Origin of the sequence: Micromonospora sp. GCM10011542 (assembly GCF_042650685.1) — a bacterium.
GTDB lineage: Bacteria > Actinomycetota > Actinomycetes > Mycobacteriales > Micromonosporaceae > Micromonospora.
The window spans coordinates 12258-27725 of the sequence record NZ_JBHSBO010000047.1 but is presented as its reverse complement, the minus strand read 5'-3'; the positions used below and the strand labels follow the sequence as shown (position 1 = coordinate 27725).

15 protein-coding genes are annotated in these 15468 nt (G+C 73.8%); 5 read left to right on the top strand and 10 right to left on the bottom strand.

What is annotated here, in order from left to right; all coding sequences use genetic code 11:
- Positions 1-270: 270 nt before the first annotated feature.
- Positions 271-1569 (top strand): sensor histidine kinase, encoded by a 1299-nt coding sequence (locus ACFOW4_RS17025; RefSeq protein ID WP_377528774.1) that lies wholly within the window; start codon positions 271-273, stop codon positions 1567-1569.
- A 25-nt stretch (positions 1570-1594) separates the two neighbouring features.
- Positions 1595-2248 (top strand): response regulator transcription factor, encoded by a 654-nt coding sequence (locus tag ACFOW4_RS17020; protein WP_377528772.1) that lies wholly within the window; start codon positions 1595-1597, stop codon positions 2246-2248.
- Here ACFOW4_RS17020 and ACFOW4_RS17015 read toward each other — a convergent pair.
- From ACFOW4_RS17015 to ACFOW4_RS17005, 3 genes are read right to left on the bottom strand one after another with little or no spacing between them, the layout of a single operon-like run.
- On the bottom strand, positions 2229-2891 hold the full coding sequence (locus ACFOW4_RS17015; RefSeq protein ID WP_377528771.1) for an HAD family hydrolase: 663 nt from the start codon (positions 2889-2891) through the stop codon (positions 2229-2231). The genes ACFOW4_RS17020 and ACFOW4_RS17015 overlap by 20 nt on opposite strands.
- A gap of 20 nt (positions 2892-2911) precedes the next feature.
- Complete coding sequence (locus ACFOW4_RS17010) at positions 2912-3166, bottom strand: glutaredoxin family protein (RefSeq protein ID WP_377528769.1); 255 nt, start codon at positions 3164-3166, stop codon at positions 2912-2914.
- Entirely contained in the window at positions 3156-4793 is a 1638-nt protein-coding gene (locus ACFOW4_RS17005) for an AMP-binding protein (RefSeq protein WP_377528767.1), read from the bottom strand. Before ACFOW4_RS17005 ends, ACFOW4_RS17010 begins: the two co-directional genes overlap by 11 nt.
- 606 nt (positions 4794-5399) lie before the next feature.
- On the opposite strand from ACFOW4_RS17005, the gene ACFOW4_RS17000 reads away from it, so the two are divergent.
- The 3 genes from ACFOW4_RS17000 to ACFOW4_RS16990 all read left to right on the top strand — a co-directional run bounded on the left by ACFOW4_RS17000 (position 5400) and on the right by ACFOW4_RS16990 (position 8522).
- Complete coding sequence (locus ACFOW4_RS17000) at positions 5400-6347, top strand: ECF subfamily RNA polymerase sigma factor, BldN family (RefSeq protein WP_377528765.1); 948 nt, start codon at positions 5400-5402, stop codon at positions 6345-6347.
- A 290-nt stretch (positions 6348-6637) separates the two neighbouring features.
- Positions 6638-7516 carry a DUF5667 domain-containing protein gene (locus tag ACFOW4_RS16995; RefSeq protein WP_377528763.1) on the top strand — a complete coding sequence of 293 codons (879 nt, stop codon included), beginning with the start codon at positions 6638-6640 and terminating at the stop codon, positions 7514-7516.
- A 130-nt stretch (positions 7517-7646) separates the two neighbouring features.
- A complete protein-coding gene (locus ACFOW4_RS16990) occupies positions 7647-8522 on the top strand; it encodes an HAD family hydrolase (protein WP_377528761.1) in 876 nt (291 codons plus the stop codon).
- Positions 8523-8572: 50 nt separating this feature from the next.
- Here the strand turns inward: ACFOW4_RS16990 and ACFOW4_RS16985 are convergent, their stop codons facing one another.
- The 7 genes from ACFOW4_RS16985 to ACFOW4_RS16955 form a co-directional block, all read right to left on the bottom strand.
- Positions 8573-9469, bottom strand: a complete 897-nt coding sequence (locus ACFOW4_RS16985) for a lysophospholipid acyltransferase family protein (protein WP_377528895.1) — start codon at positions 9467-9469, stop codon at positions 8573-8575.
- Between the two features lie 408 nt (positions 9470-9877).
- On the bottom strand, positions 9878-10951 hold the full coding sequence (locus ACFOW4_RS16980; RefSeq protein WP_377528759.1) for an NAD-dependent epimerase/dehydratase family protein: 1074 nt from the start codon (positions 10949-10951) through the stop codon (positions 9878-9880).
- Between the two features lie 122 nt (positions 10952-11073).
- Positions 11074-11175: a 30S ribosomal protein bS22 gene (locus ACFOW4_RS16975; RefSeq protein ID WP_007465623.1), complete on the bottom strand. Its 102-nt coding sequence runs from the start codon at positions 11173-11175 to the stop codon at positions 11074-11076.
- A 271-nt stretch (positions 11176-11446) separates the two neighbouring features.
- The gene (locus ACFOW4_RS16970; RefSeq protein ID WP_377528757.1) at positions 11447-11656 is read right to left on the bottom strand and encodes a helix-turn-helix domain-containing protein; all 210 of its coding nucleotides are present in this window, start codon (positions 11654-11656) and stop codon (positions 11447-11449) included.
- Positions 11657-11865: 209 nt separating this feature from the next.
- Positions 11866-13050, bottom strand: coding sequence for an ABC transporter permease (locus ACFOW4_RS16965; RefSeq protein WP_377528755.1), 1185 nt, complete (start codon positions 13048-13050; stop codon positions 11866-11868).
- Positions 13047-13970, bottom strand: a complete 924-nt coding sequence (locus ACFOW4_RS16960) for an ABC transporter ATP-binding protein (protein ID WP_377528753.1) — start codon at positions 13968-13970, stop codon at positions 13047-13049. Before ACFOW4_RS16960 ends, ACFOW4_RS16965 begins: the two co-directional genes overlap by 4 nt.
- Positions 13967-15364: an efflux RND transporter periplasmic adaptor subunit gene (locus tag ACFOW4_RS16955; RefSeq protein ID WP_377528751.1), complete on the bottom strand. Its 1398-nt coding sequence runs from the start codon at positions 15362-15364 to the stop codon at positions 13967-13969. The genes ACFOW4_RS16960 and ACFOW4_RS16955 overlap by 4 nt, the downstream gene beginning before the upstream one ends.
- Positions 15365-15468 lie beyond the last annotated feature (104 nt).

Below are 15468 nucleotides of genomic sequence, written 5' to 3'. Positions count from 1 at the left end.
GTCGGAACTACAGAGTAGGCGCTTGTGAAGACGTGCACAAATCGCGATCTTGTCGGTTCGCGACGCGGCTCCACCAGGGCCTCCATTCCACAAGATCGATCCGGCGGCCTCCGCCGGCGCCGCCCGGCGATTATTGCTCAATCCCGACTTCTCTGACCAATCCCGCGCCGCAGCCGCCGGGTGGGCGTTGCAGGGGTAGGGGCAGCACTACGGGCGAGAGGCGGGACGACGGGATGGGGAGCACGGGCGCCGCTGCCTAGCCTCATGGACATGACCGCCGTTCCCGTCCCCGCCGACCAGCCGACGCTGGCGCCGAGCATCCCGCGCCAGCTCTTCCTCGACTCCGGGTACGTGCTGCTCGGGCTGCCCCTGGCCGTGGCCAGCTTCGTCGTCCTCGTGGTCGGCTCCGCCGTCGGCGTGGGGCTGGTGGTGACCGTGATCGGCCTGCCGATCCTCAGCGGCACCCTTTACGCCGCGCGGGGGCTGGCCGACATCGAGCGGCTGCGACTGCCCGCCGTGCTGCGCCAGCCCCGGATACGGCCGCACTACAAGGCGGCCGAGCCCGGGGCCAACGCCTGGCGGCGGATCTTCGTGCCGATGCGGGACGCCCAGTCGTGGCTCGACCTGGCACACGGCGTACTCCGGTTGATCGTGGCGGTCGCCACCTTCGTGGTGACCCTGGTGTGGTGGGCCGGCACCATCGCCGGCTCGCTCTACTGGGCGTACGACTTCGCGCTGCCCCGCGGTGAGGACGACACCGACCTGGCCCAGCTGCTCGGCCTGGGCGACTCGACCACCGCCCGGATCGGGCTGAACACCGCGATCGGGGTGTTCTTCCTGATCACCCTGCCGATCGTGGTCCGGGGCTGCGCGCTGCTGCAGGCCAGCTTCGCCCGGGCGATGCTCACCGGGGTGGCCGAGATGCGCGACCGGATCACCGTGCTGGAGGAGCAGAAGCGCGCCGCCGTCTCCGCCGAGGCGTCCGCGCTGCGCCGGCTCGAACGCGACATCCACGACGGCCCCCAGCAGCGCCTGGTCCGGCTCGCGATGGATCTCAGCCGGGCCCGGCTGCAGCTCGCCTCCGATCCGGAGGCCGCCGGACGGACCATCGACGAGGCGGTCACCCAGACCCGGGACACGCTGGCCGAGCTGCGGGCGCTGTCCCGGGGCATCGCCCCGCCGATCCTGGTCGACCGTGGCCTGCCCAGCGCCCTGGCCGCGCTCGCCGGGCGGGGGCTGATCCCAATCGAGATCCAGGTGGACCCCGAGCTGGGCACGCCCGGCGGCCGGCTCGACCCGGCGGTGGAGAGCACCGCGTACTTCGTGGTGGCCGAGGCCCTCACCAACGTGGCCAAGCACAGCCGGGCCACCGAGTGCCAGGTCTGCGTGGCCCGGCACGACCGCCGGCTGACCGTGCGGGTGGACGACGACGGTCAGGGCGGCGCGCACCTGGCCAAGGGGCACGGGCTGGTCGGCATCGCCGACCGGGTCCGGGCGGTCGGCGGCGACCTCGCCGTGCTCAGCCCGCCCGGCGGCCCCACCGAGATCCGCGCCGAGCTTCCGCTGTGAGCCGGACGTGGTAGACAACACAGCCATGCGGATCGTGATCGCCGATGACGCCGTCCTGCTCCGGGAGGGGCTGGTCCGGCTGCTGACCGAGAGCGGGCACGAGGTGGTGGCCGCCGTCGGGGACGGCGACGCGCTGGTCGAGGCGGTGGTGGAGCACCGGCCGGACGTGTCGATCGTCGACGTCCGGATGCCGCCGTCGCACACCGACGAGGGGCTGCGGGCGGCGGTGGAGGCGCGCCGGCTGGTGCCGCGTACCCCGATCCTGGTGCTCTCCCAGTACGTCGAGGTCTCGTACGCCGACGACCTGCTGGCGACCACCGGCGGCGCCGGCGGCGGGATCGGCTACCTGCTCAAGGACCGGGTCGCGGCGATCGACGAGTTCCTGGACGCGCTGCGCCGGGTGGCCGCCGGCGGCACCGTGCTCGACCCGGAGGTGGTCGGTCAGCTCTTCGCCCGGCGCCGCCGCGACGACCCGCTGCGCGAGCTGACCCCGCGCGAACGGGAGGTGCTCGCCCTGATGGCCGAGGGTCGCTCGAACACCGCCATCGCCCGGGCGCTCGTGGTCAGCGACGGCGCGGTGGAGAAGCACGTGCGCAACATCTTCACCAAGCTCACCCTGCCGCCCGACACCGAGCAGCACCGCCGGGTGCTGGCCGTCCTCACCTACCTGCGGAACTGACCTCCCGGGCCAGGGCCACCGCGTCGGTGAGGGTGTCGGCCACCGGGTGACCGGAGGCGCGCAGCCGGGCCGGGTCGGTGAAGCCGCCGGTGTAGAGCACCGCCCGGCCTCCCACCGCGATGGCCGCGTCCGCGTCGTCGACGGAGTCGCCGATCAGCACCACCGTGTCGCCGTCCACGCCCAGCTCGGCGAGGTGCCGGCCCAGCGACTCGGCCTTGCGGTCGCCGCCGACCTCGACCCGCAACCCGTCCACCCGCGTGAAGTGCCCGGTCAGCCCGAAGGTGTGCACGGTGGGCACCAGCTCGTGGTGGAACCACATGGAGAGCAGGCTCTGGCTGTGCGGCCAGGCGGCCATCGCGTCCCGCGCGTCGGCGGCCAGCTCACAGGTGGTCAGCCCGTTGCGGTACGCGTCGTGGAAGATCTTGTCCAGCCGGCCGAACTCGTCGGCGTCGACGGCCTGGCCCAGCACGTCGGCGTAGTACTCGGCGACCGGTCGGCGAAAACGCATCCGGTGCTCGTCGGCGGTCACCACCGGGCCGCCGACGCTGGCGAACGCGACGTTGGTGGCGGCCACCACGAGGCTGAGGTCGTTGAGCAGGGTGCCGTTCCAGTCCCAGACGAGGTGGGGGCGCGCAGCGGTCATCCGAGCACCTTAGGCAGCGCTCAGAGCTGCGGTGTGGTCAGGTCCCGCAGCAGCCGCTCCTCCTCCACCCGCCAGTAGCCGTGCTCCTTGCCGTCGAGCAGCACCACCGGCAGACGGTCGCCGTACTCCCGCTCCAGCTCCACGTCGCCGGTGACGTCCCGCTCGATCCACTTGTCCCCGGTGACCGCCACCACCCGGTCGAGCGCCGCTTTGGCGTCGTCGCAGAGGTGACAGCCGGGCCGGGTGATCAGGGCGAGCCGGGCGTCAGTGGACATCGGTTACCTCCGTGCGGGTGTCGGCGAACGCCTGCGGGTCGGCCGGGGCCGCCTGGGTCGGCGCCGGCCGGAGCTGGGTCTTGCGTACCTTGCCGATCGCCGAGTGCGGCAGGGTGTCGACGAACTCGACGGCGGTCGGGCACTTGAACCGGGCCAGGTTCCGCGCGCAGTGGGCGAGCAGTTCCTCGCCGGTCACCGGTCGCCCCGGCGCCGGCACCACGTACGCCCGGACAGTCTCGCCGGTCCTCGGGTGCGGCACACCGAGTACCGCCGACTCGACCACCCCCGGGTGCGCGCCGAGCACCAGCTCGACCTCGTGCGGATAGACGTTGAACCCGTTGACCAGGATCAGCTCGCCGAGCCGGTCGACCAGGAAGAGGTCGCCGTCGTCGTCGGCGTAGGCGATGTCCCCCGTGGCCCACCAGCCGTCGGTGTCCGGGCCGTCCCGGCCGTCGGGCCAGTAGCCGGCGAAGAGGTTCGGGCCGCGCACCACGATCTGGCCCGGGTCGGTGCCCGGCGCCACGTCGGAGAGGTCCAGCTCGTCGGGGTCCTCGTCGGGCGTGGCCGTGCCGTCGCGCCACAGGTCCACCCCGTCCGGGTCGACCAGGCGCAGCTCGACGCCGGGCAGCGGCCGGCCGATCGACCCGGTCCTGGCCCGCCCGGCGACCAGGGTCGAGGTGAGCACCGGCGCGGTCTCGGTGAGCCCGTACCCGACGTGCACCGGGTGACCGGTGATCTCCGCGAAGCGCGCCGCGACCGCCGGCTCCAGCGGCGCCGCGCCGCAGACCGCGACCCGCACCGACGCCGTCGCCGCGGCGAGGGCGTCGCGGTCCGCGCCGACCCAGGCCAGGAACATCGACGGTACGCCGACCAGCACGCTGACCCGGTGCCGGGCGATCTCGGCCAGTGCCGCCGGACCGGGGTCGTCGATGAGCACGCCGGTCGCGCCATGGTGGACGACGGCACCGAGCCCCGAGTTGAGTCCGTACGCGTGGAACAGCGGCAGGGCCAGCAGCACGGTGTCCTCCGGCCCGACCACCGGCGGCTCGATCCGGTCGACCTGGTGGTGGTTGGCCAGCAGTGCGCGGTGCGACAGCATCGCGCCCTTGGGCGTGCCCGCGGTGCCCGACGTGTAGAGCAGTATCGCCAGGTCGTCGCCACCGCGGGCGGGGCGGGGTGGCGCGCTGGTCAGCCCGGCGGTCGGCGGCGCGGTGTGCACGGCGGTCAGTGCGGGCAGCTCCGCCCCGGCGACCAGGTCGCACACGCGCTCGGTGCCGATCAGCACCGACGCGCCGGAATCCGACAGCACGTGCCGCAGCTCCGGTGCGGTGAAGCCGGGGTTGACCGGCACCGCGACCAGGCCGGCGCGCAGGGCGCCGAGCCAACTGACCACGAAGTCGACGGTGTTGGGCAGCGCGACGGCGACGCGCGGCGGCGATCCACCCGGGTCGTCGGCCGGCACCGCGGCGGTCAGCCCCCGGGCGGCGGCGTCGACCGCCGCGTCCAGTTCGGACCAGGTGAGCGTCCGGTCCCGCCAGTGCAGCGCGGCCCGACCGCCGTGCTCGGCGGCCGATCGGCGGACCTGGTCGGCGATGTTCGGCGCGGAGCTGCCAGCTGCGTCCTGCACGGTCGCTGAGTCTGGCACAGCACGACGCGATGGGCTACGCCTGCCGAGGCGACGGGGCACGCCTCGCGACGCCCCGGACGGTGCCCGTCGAGCCGACGGACGTCCCGGCGACGGGACTCGCGGTGTGTCGCCGATGAACCGATCGGGTCCCGTCGATGGGATGGACGAGGCGCGCGTCCGCCGGTTCGGACAGTGCCGGCCGACCGCCCGTCGAAACGGCTCGACCGAACGGCCAAGACGGCGCCGACCTGCACTTCCACTCAAGACCATCGGCACGGTCGAAAGTCAACCGCACACGACGGACAACCGGTCCGCCACCGGTGCGGCGGTGGAGGAAATACTTCCGCCCTGTGTAACGGACTTGCCACGCGCGGGTGACGTTGGCCCTATCATCACTCGGGTCGGCTCACCCCATTTGCCGTGAGTCGACACCCCTCAGCCCGAGGAGGCCCCCGTGCCTGTGAGCGCATTGGACCAGCACCTCAAGGGGAATTGCCGCCCGTCGGCACACCCCGGAACCGTTCCGCCCGACCGGGTACCCGGTCGGTCCACCCCGGCGACCCGCCGACCGGCCCGTCCGGAGACCGACGGAACGGGGGCGACACGGTGACCACCTTCGGTTACGCGGAACGCCCGGTCGGCCTGACCGGTCCGACCGTCCGTGCCCAGGTCAACGAGCGGCCCGCCGCCCGCGCTCCGCTCGATGAGCCGCGTGGCACCGTTGTCCGGGGTGAGGGCGCGGCGAAGCGCATCCGCAACCGGCCGCACCACAACGAGCCGCCACCACGGCCGGCCGTACCCGGAGGCAACGCGAAGTCGGCCGGCGGCCGGGTCGCCGTACCGGCCCGGCCGACCATGCCGGCCCAGGGCCGGCGGGTCGGCGACACGCCGGCGGCGACCGACCCGTCGGCGGGCGAGACGGCGGTGATCCCCGCGGTGCCCGCCGCTGCGACGCCGACCGGCTTTCCGAGCCGCCCGGACCCGTCCGACCCGGCCACCGAGGTCTGGACGCTGGTCGAGCGGGCCCAGGCCGGCGAGGCCGAGGCGTTCGGCCTGATCTACGACCGGTACGTGGACACCGTCTTCCGGTTCGTCTACTTCCGCGTCGGCAACCGGCAACTCGCCGAGGACCTGACCTCGGACACCTTCCTGCGTGCCCTGAAGCGGATCGGCAGCTTCACCTGGCAGGGCCGCGACCTCGGCGCCTGGCTGGTGACCATCGCCCGCAACCTGGTGGCGGACCACTTCAAGTCCGGCCGCTACCGGCTGGAGGTCACCACCGGCGACGTGCTCGACGCCGACCGGGAGGACCGGGGCCCCGAGGGCAGCCCGGAGGCGGCGGTGGTGGAGCACATCACCAACGTCGCGCTGCTGACCGCCGTCAAGCAGCTCAACCCGGAGCAGCAGGAGTGCATCGTGCTCCGGTTCCTGCAGGGCTTCTCGGTGGCCGAGACGGCCCGTGCCATGGGCAAGAACGAGGGTGCCATCAAGGCCCTCCAGTACCGGGCGGTCCGCGCGCTGGCCCGGCTGCTGCCCGACGGTTTCCAGCCGTAGTCCACCCGGATCGGACAGGCGGGCGTCGATCGACGTCCGGTAGTCGCTGGTCCGTTGCGTTCGGTGATGCCGATCACTATCCGTGATTTCCGCCCCGCCGGGCCCGTAACCCGTGCCCGGTCCGCCGCGTTTCTCCGGGTGCGACCGGTAGTTGCCCCGGCTTCCTCCGGGTCACCGAGGTCCGGCCGGCACGCCGGCGTGGATCTCACCTCCGTGGTGTCACACTGCCGCCCGGTCGCTGGCAACGACGGCGGCCGACCGGCCGTGACCAGCGAGGGGAGGTGCCAGCGGTGGACAACATCCTCTTCTCCCGCCGGCGCGCCGAGCGCTTCGCGCAGCTTCTCGACGAGGCCAACGGCGGCCGGCGGCATCATGTCCGGTCCCGGGTCGACGCTCAGCTCGCGCCGCTCGTCGCGGTGAGCCAGCGGATCAGCGAAGATCCGCCGGCCGTCGAGGTGGACGCCGACTTCCGTACCGGCCTGCGCGCGATGCTGCTCGCCACGGTCGAGCGGGAGGGACTGGGCACCGCCCCGGCGGCGGCCGGCCCGGCCACCACGCGCGCCGCCACCGGCGCCCGTGCTCCGCTGCTGCCGGCGGTCACCGCCCGCCGGGCCCGCGCCCGAGGCGCGATCCTGATCGGCGTGGCCGCCGGGGCCATAGCCGTCTCCGGCATCTCGGCCGCCAGCGAGAACGCGGTTCCCGGAGACGCGCTCTACGGCATGAAACGCTCGACCGAGCGGGCGCAGCTCGCCCTGGCCAGCTCGGACATCAGCCGCGGCCAGCTCTTCCTGGACTTCGCCCGCACCCGACTGGGCGAAGCCGACGAGCTGCGCGGCGACCGGATCGGGTTCAACGCCGTCCTCGACGACATGGACTCCGACACCCGGCAGGGCGTACGGCTGCTCACCACCGCAGCCGTGCAGCGCGCCGACCCCGCCAGTCTGGACACGGTCAACGCCTTCGTCACCGGCCAGCGGCGTACGGTGGGCGACCTGCTCGACGGGGCCTCCCGCGCCGACCGGGACCGGACGCGGCGGTCACTCGCGCTGCTGGACACCATCCGGGAGCGCTCGGACGCGCTGCGCGCCGCCATCGGCTGCCGCCTGCCGGCGCCGACCGGCAGTGACAGCCTCGGGCCTACACCGACCGCCTGCCCCGGCGACCGCTGACCCAACTCCGCCGGGAGAGTCCGATCCCGCCGACCGTGCCACAGTTCACCCCGCGGACAGCCGGGCGACCAACCGCGCCGGCTACCCTCGCTGGAGGCATCCGTCGCACCCGGCGAGGAGGGACGATCGCGTGGCGCGCAGCCGCAAGGTGACGGTCAGCACCGACGCACACGGTCACACCGCCGGTTGGGCGGAGACCGAGCTGGCAGCGGCGACCCCGCCCACGCCGGACCCGACCGCGGCGGCCTTCTTCGACGTGGACAACACGATGATGCAGGGCGCCTCGATCTACTGGTTCGCCCGCGGGCTCGCCGCCCGCAACTACTTCACCACCGCCGACCTGGCCCGGTTCGCCTGGCAGCAGCTGCGGTTCCGGCTGCTCGCCAAGGAGCACGCCGGCGACATGTCCCAGGCCAAGGAAGCCGCGCTCGCCTTCGTCGAGGGTTGGCGCGTGGACGACGTGGAGCGCCTCGCGGAGGAGATCTTCGACGAGCTGATGGCGCCGCGGATCTGGGCCGGCACCCGCCAGCTCGCCCAGCGCCACCTCGACGCGGGTCAGCGGGTCTGGCTGGTCAGCGCCGCCCCGGTGGAGATCGGCCGGGTGATCGCCGCCCGCCTCGGCCTGACCGGCGCGATCGGCACCGTCGCCGAGATACGCGACGGCGCGTACACCGGGCGGTTGGTCGGTGACCTGATGCACGGGCCGGCCAAGGCGGAGGCGGTCGGCCAGCTCGCCACGGTCGAGGGGCTGGACCTCACCCGGTGCGCCGCCTACAGCGACTCCGCCAACGACCTGCCGCTGCTCTCCGCCGTCGGGCGGGCGGTGGCGATCAACCCCGACGGCACCCTGCTCCGGCAGGCGCGGGAGCGCGGCTGGGAGGTGCGGGACTTCCGCACCGGCCGGCGAGCGGTCAAGATCGCCGTACCGTCGACCGCGGCGGCCGGGCTGGTCGCCGGCGCGGTCACCGCCGGCCTGGCGCTGCACCGCCGCCGCCGCTCGGCCTGACCGCCCGCGCGCGCCGCGCCGGAGGCAGCAGAGATCGGGGGCCGGCCGGCTCAGGGGCCGAACGGGTCCGGACGCCGCTCCAGCAGCTTGTGCACCGTCTGCTGGATGGTCTCCCGCACCTGGTCGGCGAGGTTGAACACCACCAGCGGGTCGTCCGCCGAGTCGGTCAGGTGCGCGGTGGGGATCGGCGGGCAGAACTCGATCAGCCACTTGCTCGGCAGGGGCACCATGCCCAGCGGCCCCAGCCAGGGGAAGGTCGGCGTGACCGGGAAGTACGGCAACTTCAGCAGCCGGGCCAGCGGCTTGATGTCGGCGAGCATCGGGTAGATCTCCTCGCCGCCCACGATCGCGACCGGCACGATCGGGGTGCCGGTACGCAGCGCCGCCGAGACGAACCCACCCCGGCCGAAACGCTGCAGCTTGTACCGGTCGGAGTAGAGCTTGCCGATCCCCTTGAAACCCTCGGGGAAGACGCCGACCAGCTCGCCGTTGCCGAGCAGGCGCTCGGCGTCCGGATTGCAGGCCACCGTGCCGCCCGTCTTGCGGGCGATCTCCGAGACCACCGGCATCCGGAAGACCAGGTCGGCGCCGAGCAGCCGCAGGTAGCGGTGCGCCGGGTGCCGGTCGTGCAGCGCGGTGGAGAGGATCAGCGCGTCCAACGCCACGGTGCCGGAGTGGTTGCCGACCACGAGGGCCGGCCCGTCGGCGGGCACGTGCTGCACGCCGCTGACCTCGGTGCGGAACCAGTCCCGGTAGAGCAGCCGCACCAGCGGATGGAAGACCGCGTCGGTCAGGTCCGGATCGAAGCCGAACTCGTCGACCTCGTAGTCGCCCGAGAGCCGCCGACGCAGGAACGCCAGACCGCCCGCGACCTTGCGGTCCCAGTGGTCCCCCGGCCGGTCCGGTACCGCCGGACGGCCGGCGGACCGGGCGGTCGGCGTCGGCAGCTTTGGCGCGGGCTCGTCGCCGGCCGTGGCGGAACCGCGTTCCGCGGGCGCGGCGTTCGCCGGGCCGTCGGCCGGGACCGGGCCGCCGCCGTTGGCCGACGCGACCGGCTCGTCGGTGGCGGTGTCGACCTCGTCCGCCCGGGCCCGGGCCCTCGGCGGGACCGGCTCGTCGGTGGCGGCGGTGTCGACCTCGTCCGCCGGTGCGGCGGTCGGCGCGACGCCCGCCGCCGGGCGGTGTCCGTTGCGCCGCGCCGGCTCGGCGTCCGGCACGGTCGGCCCCGGCGGTACGCCGAAGCGCCCGACGCCCTCGCGCCCCTCCCCCGGCCCGGTCATGACACCACCTCAGCTCGCGACTGCGGGGCTCGCAAGACCGGCTCACTCCTCGCGCTCACGACACCACCTCAGCGCTCACGATGGCTCCCGCATTGCGGACCGGACCTGTCGGATGCCGTCCAGGACCAACTGTTCCGCGAGGGCCAACTGACTGCGGGTGACCACCACTCCGCCGTGGTGGGCACGGATGAAGTCGTCGAAGGCGGCGGCGGTGGAGCGCGGCGTGAAGCCGTACTCCTGCTCCAGCCGGATCGTGTCGACCACCCGGCCGTGCACGAAGAGGTCGACCTGGTCGAGGCCGTAGCGGCCGAAGCCCATGCTGCGGGCCAGCGCGGCGGCACCGGAGAGGCCCGGCTCCAGCACCGGCACGGCCACCCGGCCGGCCCGCCGGATGGCCTGGGACAGCGACAGCACTCCCGGGCCGGCGACGTTGTAGGTGCCGGGGTGGTCCTCGACGATCGACCGGTACAGCACCTCGAGCGCGTCGTCGAAGTGCAGGAACTGCAACCGGGGATCACGGCCGAAGACGGTCGGCACCAGCGGCTGGGAGAAGTAGCGGGTGAGCGTGGTGTCCGCCGTCGAGCCGATGAACGGAGCGAAGCGCAGCACGGTCGCGGTCACGTCGGCACGGCGGCGGCGGAAGCCGCGGACGTACCCCTCGATGTCGAGGATGTCCCGGGCGAACCCGCCGCGTGGCACCTCGCGCGGCTCGGTCTCCTCGGTGAAGACGGCCGGGTCGCGGAACGACGCACCGTACGCGGCCGTCGACGAGCGGACCACGAGCTTGCGCAGCCGGGGTGCCCGCTGGCAGGCGGCGAGTAGCTGCATGGTGCCGATGACGTTCTGGTCCTTCATCGCCGACCGGCCGCCGTGCTGCGGGTCGGGGGCACTGACCAGCGCCAGGTGCACCACCGCGTCGACGTCCAGGTCGGCGAGGAGACCGCCGAGCGAGCCGGGGTCGACCCGGATGCGCTCCACCCGGTCGAGCAAGTCGGTGAACTCGGCGTCGGGGTCCGGGGAGTCCACCCCGATGACCCGCTCGATCCGCGGGTCGGCGGCGAGCCGGGCCGCCACGTGCGCGCCGAGGTAACGGCTCACTCCGGTGACGACGACGACCCCCGGAGCACCTGAGGTGCCACCGGGGGTCATCTGACGCACCTACCCTGGCAGGCGGGATCGAGCCGGGACGACCACGGCCTGATCACCTGAGCCTCCGGGGGTCGACAGTTTGGCAAGTGACGCCGGACGCCGGGCCAGGGGCCCGGCATCGGTCACTTGCCGAGACGGCGACGCTGGACGCGGGTCTTGCGCAGCAGCTTGCGGTGCTTCTTCTTAGCCATGCGCTTGCGGCGCTTCTTGACCACCGAGCCCATACGACGACAGCCTTTCGATGCAACGTGCGGGGCGGACCGGATGACACCACGAGTGGCGACGGCGACCGCTTGCGGACAACGGACCGGACCAGTCTGGGCGGCGGGGCGCACCGGTGGGGCCTCGGTCGGGGTCCAGGGTAGCCGGAGAGCGTCAGCAGGACCAACGCGGCCCCATCCAACCCGCTCTCCGTCGGCGACCGCCGGGGCTCACAAGCCGCGTCCTGGCGCTCACGATGACCGTCACGTCGTGCTCGGCGGGTCAGCCGGTGGCTCAGGCGGTTTCCTGAAACGCGCCCCGCAGGTACTCGTGGACCGCGTGCTCGGGCACCCGGAACGACCGGCCGACCCGCACCGCGGTGAGCTCACCGCTGTGCACCAGGCGATAGACGGTCATCTTCGACACCCGCATCACCGTCGCCACCTCGGCGACGGTGAGGAACTTGACATCCGACAGCCGTGCGTCGGACTGCGACCCGGCCATGGCTCACCGACCCATCCCATGCCCGGCGCGCGCCAACCCGAGGATGGTCCCGGCCGGGCCGGCGACGCGCGTGTTACCAGTACGGTAGCGGGGCGGCTGTGACCGGCGCGATCCCTTCGTACAACTGATCATGTTTCCGGCCCGGTTCACCCGCCGTGAGCTGCCGTTATCTCCCTGGCTGCGCCGCCCGTCCGGTTGCCGGCGGCGACTCACTCGGCGCGCAGCGCCACCACCGGGTCGAGCCGGCCCGCCCGCTGCGCGGGCACGACCCCGAAGACGATCCCCACCGCCGCCGAGACGCCGAACGCGAGGGCCAGCGACCACCAGGTGATCGCGGCCGGGATCGGCGACAGCGCGTCCACCAGCAGGGCGGTACCCACGCCGAGCGCCATGCCGGTCAGGCCGCCGATCGTGGTGAGCAGCACCGCCTCCAGCAGGAACTGCACCCCGATGTCCCGGGGACGGGCGCCGACCGCCTTGCGCAGCCCGATCTCGCGGGTCCGCTCCCGGACGCTGACCAGCATGATGTTGGAGACGCCGACCCCGCCGACCAGCAGCGAGATGCCGGCGATGGCGGCCAGCACCCCGGTGAGTACGCCGAGGATGTCGCCGAGCACACCCAGGATCTGCTGCTGGGTGACCGCGCTGAACTCGGTGTCCGGGTGCCGGCGGCTCAACTCGGCGACGATCCGTTCGCCCAACTCGTCGATCCGCTCCCGGTCCGGCGCCTTCACCGCGATGCCGTCCACCCGCTGGGTACCCCAGAGCCGCTGCGCGGCGGTCACCGGTACGTGCACCTCGTCGTCCCGGTCCACGCCGAGGCTCTGCCCGAGTGGCGCGAAGACACCGATCACCCGGAACCGCACGCCGGCCAGGGCGACCTGCTGGCCGAGCGGATCCCGGTCCGGGAAGAGCGCGCGGGCCACCGAGGCGCCCAGCACCGCCACGCGTCGGCTGGTGTCCACGTCCGTACCGGTGAGGTAGCGACCCCGGGCCAACGACCGGGTGAACACGGTCGGGGTGGTCTCCAGCACGCCCTGCACGGTGGTGAAGTCGGAGCGGGCGCCGGCCCGGGCGGTCGCGCCGGAGGCGACGGTGACCGCCACCCGGTCCGGGTCGCCGACCACTCGCGACACCGCGTCCACGTCCTTGAGCGTCAACGGAGAGACCACCGGCGCGGTGCCCACCTCGATCTTGCCCGGGACCACCAGCAGCAGATTGGAGCCAAGCCCCTCGACCTGCTGTTCCACCTTCTGCTTGGTACCGGTGCCGATGGCCACCAGCAGCACCACCGAGGCCACCCCGATGATCACGCCGAGCATGGTGAGCGCGCTGCGCAGGCGGTTCGCCCGCAGCGCGTCCAGTGCCACCCGCCACGCCTCCGCGAGCCTCACGACACACCCCCGGCGGCGTCACGGCCCGGCGCGTCGGTGGTGGCCTCGCTCGTGGTCGGGCGCGGAAGGCGCCCGGTGGCTCCGGTGGCGCCACCGGAGCCACCGGGCGGTTGCCCCGGGCCGCTTCCGGACGCGGACCGGGGCTCCGCGCTGGGAGCGGAGACCAGTGTCGCAGGTCGACCGTGATCATCAGACAGCGGTCGATCATGAGCTGCGCTGTCGGCCACCATCACGCCGTCGCGCATGGTGATCCGACGCCGGGCCCGGGCGGCCACCTCCTGATCGTGGGTGACCATCACCAGCGCCACCCCTTCCTCGGCGTTCAACCGTTCCAGCAGCTCCAGCACGGCCGCGCCGGTGACGCTGTCCAGGTTGCCGGTCGGCTCGTCGGCGAGCAGGACCGTCGGCTCGGTGACCAGGGCCCGGGCGATGGCCACCCGCTGCTGCTCACCGCCGGACATCTGGTTGGGCCGGTGGTCCAGCCGGTGCCCGAGACCGACCCGGCCCAGCATCGCCGCGGCCCGCTCCCGCCGCTGCCGGGCGGGCACCCCGCGGTAGACCAGCGGCAGGGCCACGTTCTCCACCGCCGAGGTACGCGGCAGCAGGTGGAACGCCTGGAAGACGAAGCCGATCGTCTCGTTGCGCAGGGTGGCCATCTCGGGCGGGGCCAGGGTGCCGACGTCCCGCCCACCGATCACCAGCCGGCCCCCGGTCGGCCGGTCCAGACCGCCGAGCAGGTGCATGAGCGTGGACTTGCCCGAGCCGGACGGGCCGACCAGCGCCACGTAGTCGCCGGGCGCCACGGTCAGCGACACCCCGCGCAGCGCCTCGACCGACACCCCGTCGAGCTGGTACGTCCGGGACACGTCCACCGCCTCGATCGCCGGCTGGTCGACAGGCGTGCCACGGGTCGCGGTCACCGGACTTCCTGGCCATCGCGGACCTGGTCGGTGCCGCGCACCACCACCCGGTCGCCGGCCTGGAGCCCGGTGAGGATCTGCACCAGGTCCGATCCCTGCACGCCCACGGTCACCGGCGCCTGGTCCGCCCTGCCGTCCCGGACCACCCACACGGCGTCCCGGCCGTCGGCCGAGAAGACCGCCGAAGCGGGTACGGTCACCGCGTCGGCGGCCTCGCGTACCCGCAGGTGGACGATGGCGTTCATGCCGGGCCGGGGCGCCGGCGCCGCCTCGCCCTCGCCCTCGCCCAGCTTCCCGGCGCCGAGCGCCAGGCGTACCCGGTAGGTGACCCCTCCCTGGTTGGAGCTGGTGGGGAGCACGTCGACCGAGCGGACGGTCGCGTCGTAGGTGGCGCCGGTGACGGCGTCCAACTCGACGGTCGCGGTCACGCCGGCCTTCACCAGCAGCACGTCCGTCTCGTCCACCTCGGCGAGCAGGCCGAGCTGACCGGTGTCGACCACCGTGAGCACCGGCGTTCCGGCGGTGACCCGGCCGCCGACCGCCACCGCGTCGTCCACCCCCGGCGGTGGCCCGCCCTGCGCGGGAGCCAGCACCGACGGGTCGATCCCGGCCGCCTGCGCGCCACCGGCCTGCTCCAGCAGCCCGGCGAGGTCACCGGTCGACCCGCCGGACGACCGGGTGCCGCCGGGCTGCACCACCCCGGCGATCGGGGCGCGCAGGGTCAGCGCGTCGACGGTCGCCTTCGCCAGGTCGTACGCCTGCTGGGCCTGGAGCCGCTGCGCGGCGGAGAGCGCGCCGACTGCGGAGTTCAACCCGCTGATCCCCCGCTGCACGGCGCGGACGGCCTGGTCGGCGCTGCGGGCGGCGGCCGCGTACTGCTGCTGCGCGGACGTCACCTGGGCGAGCAGCGCGTCCCGCAGCTGCGGGTCGGCGATCTTCCCCGCGGCCTTCCGCGCGGCGTCGAACGCCTCGTCGGCGGCCTTGTCGGTGTCGCGCCGGTTGCTGGTGAGGCTGCCGGTGGAGACGCCCCGACCGGCGCGCTTAGCGGCGGTGAGGGCGTCCTTCGCCTGGCGGAGCCGCTGCTGCGCGGTCGGCGAGTCGACCACGGCGAGCACCTGGCCGCGCTTCACCCGTTGTCCAGGCTGGACGCGGAGGCTGGCCAGGGTGCCGTCGGCGGGGGCGGTCAGGGTGGCCGCGGCCCGGGCGGTCACCGTCGCCGGGGCGTCGATCACCTCGGTGACCGCGTTCCGGGCGGCCGCAGCGAGCGAGACCGGGGGCTGGTTGTCACCGCAGGAGGCGGCGGTGGTGCCGGTGAGGACGACGACGGCGGTCAGGGCGGTGAGCAGGCGGGGCCGCGTAGCCCTGGGAGGACGCGGCGAGTGGGTGCGGCGCACCCATCGATCGTACGAGTGCTCCACACCCGGTCCGGAACTGCCGTGCGTCGTGGAGCGGCTACTCGTGGTGTAGAAGACGGTGACGGAGGGCCAGTCACCGTGCT